The sequence below is a fragment of the Pseudomonas sp. B1-22 genome (assembly GCF_050474425.1).
Lineage (GTDB): Bacteria > Pseudomonadota > Gammaproteobacteria > Pseudomonadales > Pseudomonadaceae > Pseudomonas.
Window position 1 is genome coordinate 757,262 of record NZ_JBCHVH010000004.1, and the last position, 6,330, is coordinate 763,591.

At 67.1% G+C, this 6,330-nt stretch carries 5 protein-coding genes; all 5 read right to left on the minus strand.

The annotated features are described in order from the left end of the window. Nucleotides 1-27: 27 nt before the first annotated feature. Entirely contained in the window at nt 28-663 is a 636-nt protein-coding gene (locus ACQ5BL_RS19035) for a sarcosine oxidase subunit gamma (protein WP_207884991.1), read from the minus strand. Between the two features lie 172 nt (nt 664-835). Further along, complete coding sequence (locus tag ACQ5BL_RS19040; RefSeq protein WP_243807500.1) at nt 836-3,856, minus strand: sarcosine oxidase subunit alpha; 3,021 nt, start codon at nt 3,854-3,856, stop codon at nt 836-838. Beyond that, nucleotides 3,856-4,185, minus strand: coding sequence for a sarcosine oxidase subunit delta (locus ACQ5BL_RS19045; RefSeq protein ID WP_207884993.1), 330 nt, complete (start codon nt 4,183-4,185; stop codon nt 3,856-3,858). The genes ACQ5BL_RS19040 and ACQ5BL_RS19045 overlap by 1 nt, the downstream gene beginning before the upstream one ends. 13 nt (nt 4,186-4,198) lie before the next feature. Beyond that, nucleotides 4,199-5,449 (minus strand): sarcosine oxidase subunit beta, encoded by a 1,251-nt coding sequence (locus tag ACQ5BL_RS19050; RefSeq protein WP_207884994.1) that lies wholly within the window; start codon nt 5,447-5,449, stop codon nt 4,199-4,201. A 132-nt stretch (nt 5,450-5,581) separates the two neighbouring features. Then, nucleotides 5,582-6,330 (minus strand): serine hydroxymethyltransferase (gene glyA / locus ACQ5BL_RS19055; protein ID WP_430293205.1); only part of this gene is annotated, 749 nt, incomplete at its 5' end.

Consider the following 6,330-nt stretch of genomic DNA (forward strand, 5'->3'; position numbering starts at 1 on the left):
CGGTGGGAGAGGGGGGCCGGGTACCACTCAGGCGGCGACTTGCAGGCCGTACTCGGCGCAGGCGTCCTGCAGCCACAGCCAGAAGTAGTCGGAGAAGCTGCGGCGCACCACCAGCTCCCAGGTGTGTTCGCCGGTGTGGCGGATCACCAGCTGGGACTTGGCGAAGATGGTGCCGACCGCCTTGCCCACCGGGAAGTTGCTCGGGTGCACGTCGTAGCTGGTGGATTTCATCAGCACTTCGCGGACCTTGGGTCCTTCGAGCTCCAGCAGGGTCTGGCCGCCGCTGACGTTGATCACCGAGTAGTGCAGCTCTTCGCCCAGGGCCTTGCGCAGGCTCTGTTCGACGGCGAATTCCTGGCCGCCGGGGACGATCAGCAGCCATTCGTCCGGGCCGAGCCACTGCAGCGACGTGTCGCCCTTGGCCACCAGGGTCAGGGCGACCGGCAGTTCCAGGCCCAGGGCCTTTTTCACGCCGGCGGCGAAGGCCGGGTCGTGGGCGTCGCCGCGCAGGGTCAGGTGGCCGAGGAATTTCTTCTCGCGCAGGGTCACGCCGGCGTTGGCCACCTTGCGGTTGGCGAGCTTGTCCAGCTCGGCATGGTGCAGGGGCGATTCAGCCTGGATGCCGGCTTCGGGGCGCTGTTCGTAGAGATTGGCTTTGCTCATGTTCTGTTCACCTTGGGGGCGCTTATCGCCTGTTTCCCCTCACCCCAGCCCTCTCCCGCAGGGAGAGGGGGCCGAGCTGAGTGTGCTGTGAGTGTCGTGCTCGCCGGCGGCGCCGAACCGTCCCCTCTCCCCCTGGGAGAGGGTTAGGGTGAGGGCAGCCGGCGGCGCCGAATCAATCCACGTTCTGCCGTTCGCCTTTCGGGTCGTAGAACACCGAGCTGCAGATCTGCGCCTCGATCACCCGGCCATCGGCCAGCGGGGCGTAGACCTTCTCGCCCATGCGCTTGAGACCACCCTTGACCACCGCCAGGGCGAAGCCGTAGCCGAGGCTGCTGCTCATGTAGCTGGAGGTGACGTGGCCGACCATGTTCATCGGGATCGACTGCTGGGTGTTGAACACCAGCTGCGCGCCTTCAGGCAGGACGTCCATCGGGTTGGTGGGCTTGAGGCCGACCAGTTGCTTGCGGTCCTCGCGCTGGCAGTCGGCGCGGTTCATGCCACGCCAGCCGATCCAGGAGAACGGCTTGGTGCGACCCACGGCCCAACCCATGTTCAGGTCGTCCGGGGTGACCGAGGCGTCGGTGTCCTGGCCAACGATGATGAAGCCCTTCTCGGCGCGCAGGACGTGCATGGTCTCGGTGCCGTACGGGGTCAGGTTGTACTTGGCGCCCGCAGCGACGATCGCTTCCAGCACACCCATGGCGTAGTTGGCCTGGATGTTCACCTCGTAGGACAGCTCCCCGGTGAAGGAGATCCGGAACACCCGCGCCGGTACGCCGGCGACCTTGCCTTCCTTCCAGGTCATGAAGGGGAAGGCTTCCTTGTCCAGGTCGATGTCGGTGACTTCGGCCAGCAGCTTGCGACTGTTGGGGCCGGACAGGGTCAGGGTGGCCCAGTGGTCGGTGACCGAGGTGAAGTACACCTTCAGTTCCGGCCATTCGGTCTGGTGGTACAGCTCCAGCCATTCCATCACGCGGGCGGCGCCGCCGGTGGTGGTGGTCATGACGAAGTGGTTGTCGGCGAGGCAGGCGGTCACGCCGTCGTCGAAGACCATGCCGTCTTCCTTGCACATCAGGCCGTAGCGGGCCTTGCCCACGTCCAGCTTGGTCCAGGCGTTGGTGTAGACGCGGTTGAGGAACTCGCGGGCGTCCGGACCCTGGATGTCGATCTTGCCCAGGGTCGAGGCATCGAGCAGGCCGACCGATTCACGCACGGCGCGGCACTCGCGGGCCACGGCGGCGTGCATGTCTTCGCCACGCTTGGGGAAGTACCACGGGCGCTTCCACTGGCCGACGTCCTCGAACTCGGCGCCGTTCTTCACGTGCCAGGCGTGCAGGGCGGTGAAGCGCACGGGTTCGAACAGGTGGCCGCAGTGACGGCCGGCGACGGCGCCGAAGGTCACCGGGGTGTAGTTCGGGCGGAACATGGTGGTGCCGGTGTCGGCGATGCTCTTGCCCTGGGCGCGGGCCGCGATGGCCAGGCCGTTGATGTTGCCCAGCTTGCCCTGGTCGGTGCCGAAGCCCAGCGCGGTGTAGCGCTTGACGTGCTCGATGGACTCGAAGCCCTCGCGGCAGGCCAGTTCGATGGCGGCGGCGGTGACGTCGTTCTGGGTGTCGACGAACTGCTTGGGCGCACGGGAGGTGGGCTTCTCGTGGGGCACCTGGAACAGCGCCAGGGTGGCTTCCTCGACGCGCTCGGAAGCGGCCGGCAGGTCGCCTTCGACGGCCTTGAAGCCTGCGTCGACAGCCGCCTGGCTGCCGGCCTGGTAGCCATCGGCCAGGGCATCGGCGAGACGGAACACGCCGTTCACCGCACCGGCGCAGATGCGCTTCTGGAAGGCCAGGCCGGGGACGAAGGCGAGGATGTCTTCACGCCATTCCGGCTTGCCGCCCAGGTGCGACGCCAGGTGCACCACCGGGCTGTAGCCGCCGGAGCTGGCGATCAGGTCGCAGTCCAGCCAATCGCCCGGGGCGTTGACCTTCATGCGGAAGGTATCGATGGAAGCCACCTTGGCACCGGTCACGCGCTTGCTGCCGCGCGCTTCGATCACCGAGCTGCCGGTGATGACGCGCATGCCGCGCTTGCGCGCTTCCTCGACCCACTGGCCCTGCGGATTGGGGCGCGCATCGGCGATGGCGACCACTTCCAGGCCGGCTTCCTGCCAGTCCAGGGCGACGCGGTAGGCGTAGTCGTTGTTGGTGGACAGCACCAGCTTCTTGCCCGGCGCCACGCCGTAGCGGCGCACGTAGGTGGAGACGGCGCCGGCGAGCATGTTGCCCGGCACGTCGTTGTTGGCATACACCAGCGGACGCTCGTGGGCGCCGGCGGCCAGCACCACGCGCTTGGCGCGGACGCGGTGCACGCGCATGCGCACCTGGCCCAGCGGGGCGGTTTCGCCCAGGTGGTCGGTACGACGCTCGTGAATGGTGAGGAAGTTGTGGTCGTGGTAGCCGTTGACGGTGGAACGCGGCAGCAGGATCACGTCCGGGTTGCCTTCCAGCTCGGCGATGGCCTTGGCCACCCACTCCTCGGCCGGCTTGCCGTCGAGGGTTTCGCGGGTGTCGAGCAGGCTGCCGCCGAACTCTTCCTGCTCATCGGCGAGGATCACCCGCGCACCGCTGCGCGAGGCGGCCAGGGCGGCGGCCAGGCCCGCGGGGCCGGCACCGACGATCAGCACGTCGGCGTGGTGGTTCATCCAGTCGTAGCTGTCCGGGTCCACTTCGGTGGGCGCGCGGCCCAGGCCGGCGGCCTTGCGGATGTACTTCTCGTAGGTCAGCCACATGGACTGCGGGTACATGAAGGTCTTGTAGTAGAAGCCGGGGGGCATCATCTTGCCGCCGACCTTGCCGAAGATGCCCATGACATCGTTCTGCACGTTCGGCCAGCCGTTGGTGGCGCTGGCCACCAGGCCGTTGTACAGGGCCTGCTGGGTGGCGCGCACGTTGGGCACCTGGGTCGCTTCACGCGAGCCGATCTGCAGGATGGCGTTGGGCTCTTCGGCGCCGGCGGCGACGATGCCGCGCGGACGGGAGTACTTGAAGCTGCGGCCGAGGATGTCGACGCCGTTGGCCAGCAGGGCGGCGGCCAGGGTGTCACCGGCGAAGCCCTGGTAGGTCTCGCCGTTGAAGCTGAAGGTCAGCGGCTTGCTGCGGTCGATGCGACCGCCACGGGACAGGCGATTGATCTGGCTCATTAGGCCTTCTCCACGGCGGGCTGGGAGGCGGATTTCTTCTCGGAATCAGCGGCGGTAACGCTGGGTTTTTCGCCGATCTTGTAGGTTTCGAGAATTTCGTAGGTCACCGTGTGGCGGGTGACGTTGAAGTACTGGCGGCAGCCGGCGGCGTGCACCCACAGTTCGTGGTGGATGCCGCGCGGGTTGTCGCGGAAGAACATGTACTCGCCCCATTCCGCGTCGGAGCAGGCAGCGGGGTCGAGCGGGCGCGGGATGTGCGCCTGGCCCTTGGCGTGGAATTCCTCTTCGGAACGCAGCTCGCCGCAGTGGGGGCAGAAGATATGAAGCATGGTGATGGCCCTCTTAGTGAGCTACGGCGGCAGCGCCGTGTTCGTCGATCAGCGCGCCGGTGTGGAAGCGCTCGATGGAGAAAGGCGCGGCCAGCGGATGCGGCTCGCCCTTGGCCAGGGTCGCGGCGAAGACGTTGCCCGAGCCGGGGGTGGCCTTGAAGCCACCGGTGCCCCAGCCGCAGTTGAAGAACAGGTTCTTCACCGGGGTCTTGCCGATGATCGGGCAGGCGTCCGGGGTGGTGTCGACGATGCCGCCCCACTGGCGGTTCATGCGTACGCGGGAGAGCACCGGGAACATCTCGACGATGGCCTGCAGGGTGTGTTCGATCACCGGGTAGGAGCCGCGCTGGCCGTAGCCGTTGTAGCCGTCGATGCCGGCGCCGATGACCAGGTCGCCCTTGTCCGACTGGCTGATGTAGCCGTGTACGGCGTTAGACATGATCACGCTGTCGATGATGGGTTTCAGCGGCTCGGAAACCAGGGCCTGCAGCGGGTGCGATTCGATCGGCAGGCGGAAGCCGGCGAGCTTGGCCATGTGCCCGGAGTTACCGGCGGTGACCACGCCGACGCGCTTGGCGCCGATGAAGCCGCGGTTGGTCTCGACGCCGATCACTGCGCCGTCCTGCTTGCGGAAGCCGATCACTTCGGTCTGCTGGATCAGGTCCACGCCCAGGGCGTCGGCGGCACGGGCGAAGCCCCAGGCCACCGCGTCGTGACGGGCTACGCCGCCGCGGCGCTGCACGGTGGAACCCATGATCGGGTAGCGGGCGCTCTTGGTGCAGTTCAGGTACGGAATCTCTTCGGCCACCTGCTGTGCGTTGAGCAGTTCGCCGTCCACGCCGTTCAGGCGGTTGGCGCTCACGCGGCGTTCGCCGTCGCGCATGTCCTGCAGGGTGTGGCAGAGGTTGTAGACGCCGCGCTGGGAGAACATGACGTTGTAGTTCAGGTCCTGGGACAGGCCTTCCCACAGCTTCATCGCGTGTTCGTAGAGCAGTGCGGATTCGTCCCACAGGTAGTTGGAACGCACGATGGTGGTGTTGCGCGCGGTGTTGCCGCCGCCCAGCCAGCCCTTCTCGATCACCGCGACGTTGGTGATGCCGTGTTCCTTGGCCAGGTAGTAGGCCGTGGCCAGGCCGTGGCCGCCACCGCCGACGATGACCACGTCGTAGACCGGCTTGGGCGTGGGCGTGCGCCACATGCGTTGCCAGTTCTCGTGGTGGCTCAGGGAATGCTTGAACAGGCCGAAGCCGGAATAGCGTTGCATGTCGTTGCTCCTGATCTTTTGCTCCCCTTCCCGTGGGAAGGGGGTGGGGTGAGGGTTTGCGGCGCTGGGGTCGGGACCGATGTTTCCCTCACCTGCCCTTGGGGCGCCGTCTCCGCGAGGAGACGGGAAAACTCAACGGTAGACCGGGAAGTCGGCGCAGAGGCCGGCGACCTGGGTGGCTACCTTGGCCTCGACGTCGGCGTCGCCCAGGTGGTCCAGTACGTCGCAGATCCAGCCGGCCAGCTCGCGGCACTGGCTTTCCTGCAGGCCACGGGTGGTGACGGCGGGGGTGCCAATGCGGATGCCGGAGGTGACGAACGGGCTTTGCGGGTCGTTCGGCACGGCGTTCTTGTTTACGGTGATGCCGACGCGACCCAGGGCGGCGTCCGCTTCCTTGCCGGTCAGGCCCTGTTTCACCAGGCTGATCAGCATCAGGTGGTTGTCGGTGCCGCCGGAGACCACGTCGTAGCCACGGTCGATGAACACCGAGGCCATGGCCTTGGCGTTCTTGATCACCTGGGCCTGGTAGTCCTTGAAGCCGGGTTCCAGCGCTTCCTTGAAGCACACCGCCTTGGCGGCGATCACGTGCATCAGCGGGCCGCCCTGGGCGCCGGGGAAGACGGCGGAGTTGAGCTTCTTCTCGATCTCTTCGTTGCTGCGCGCCAGGATCAAACCGCCACGCGGACCGCGCAGGGTCTTGTGGGTGGTGGTGGTGACCACGTCGGCGTAGGGCAGCGGGTTCGGGTACAGGCCAGCGGCGACCAGGCCGGCAACGTGGGCCATGTCGACGAACAGCAGCGCCCCGACCTTGTCGGCGATGGCGCGGAAGCGCGGGAAGTCGAGGGTCTTGGAGTAGGCGGAGAAGCCGGCGACGATCATCT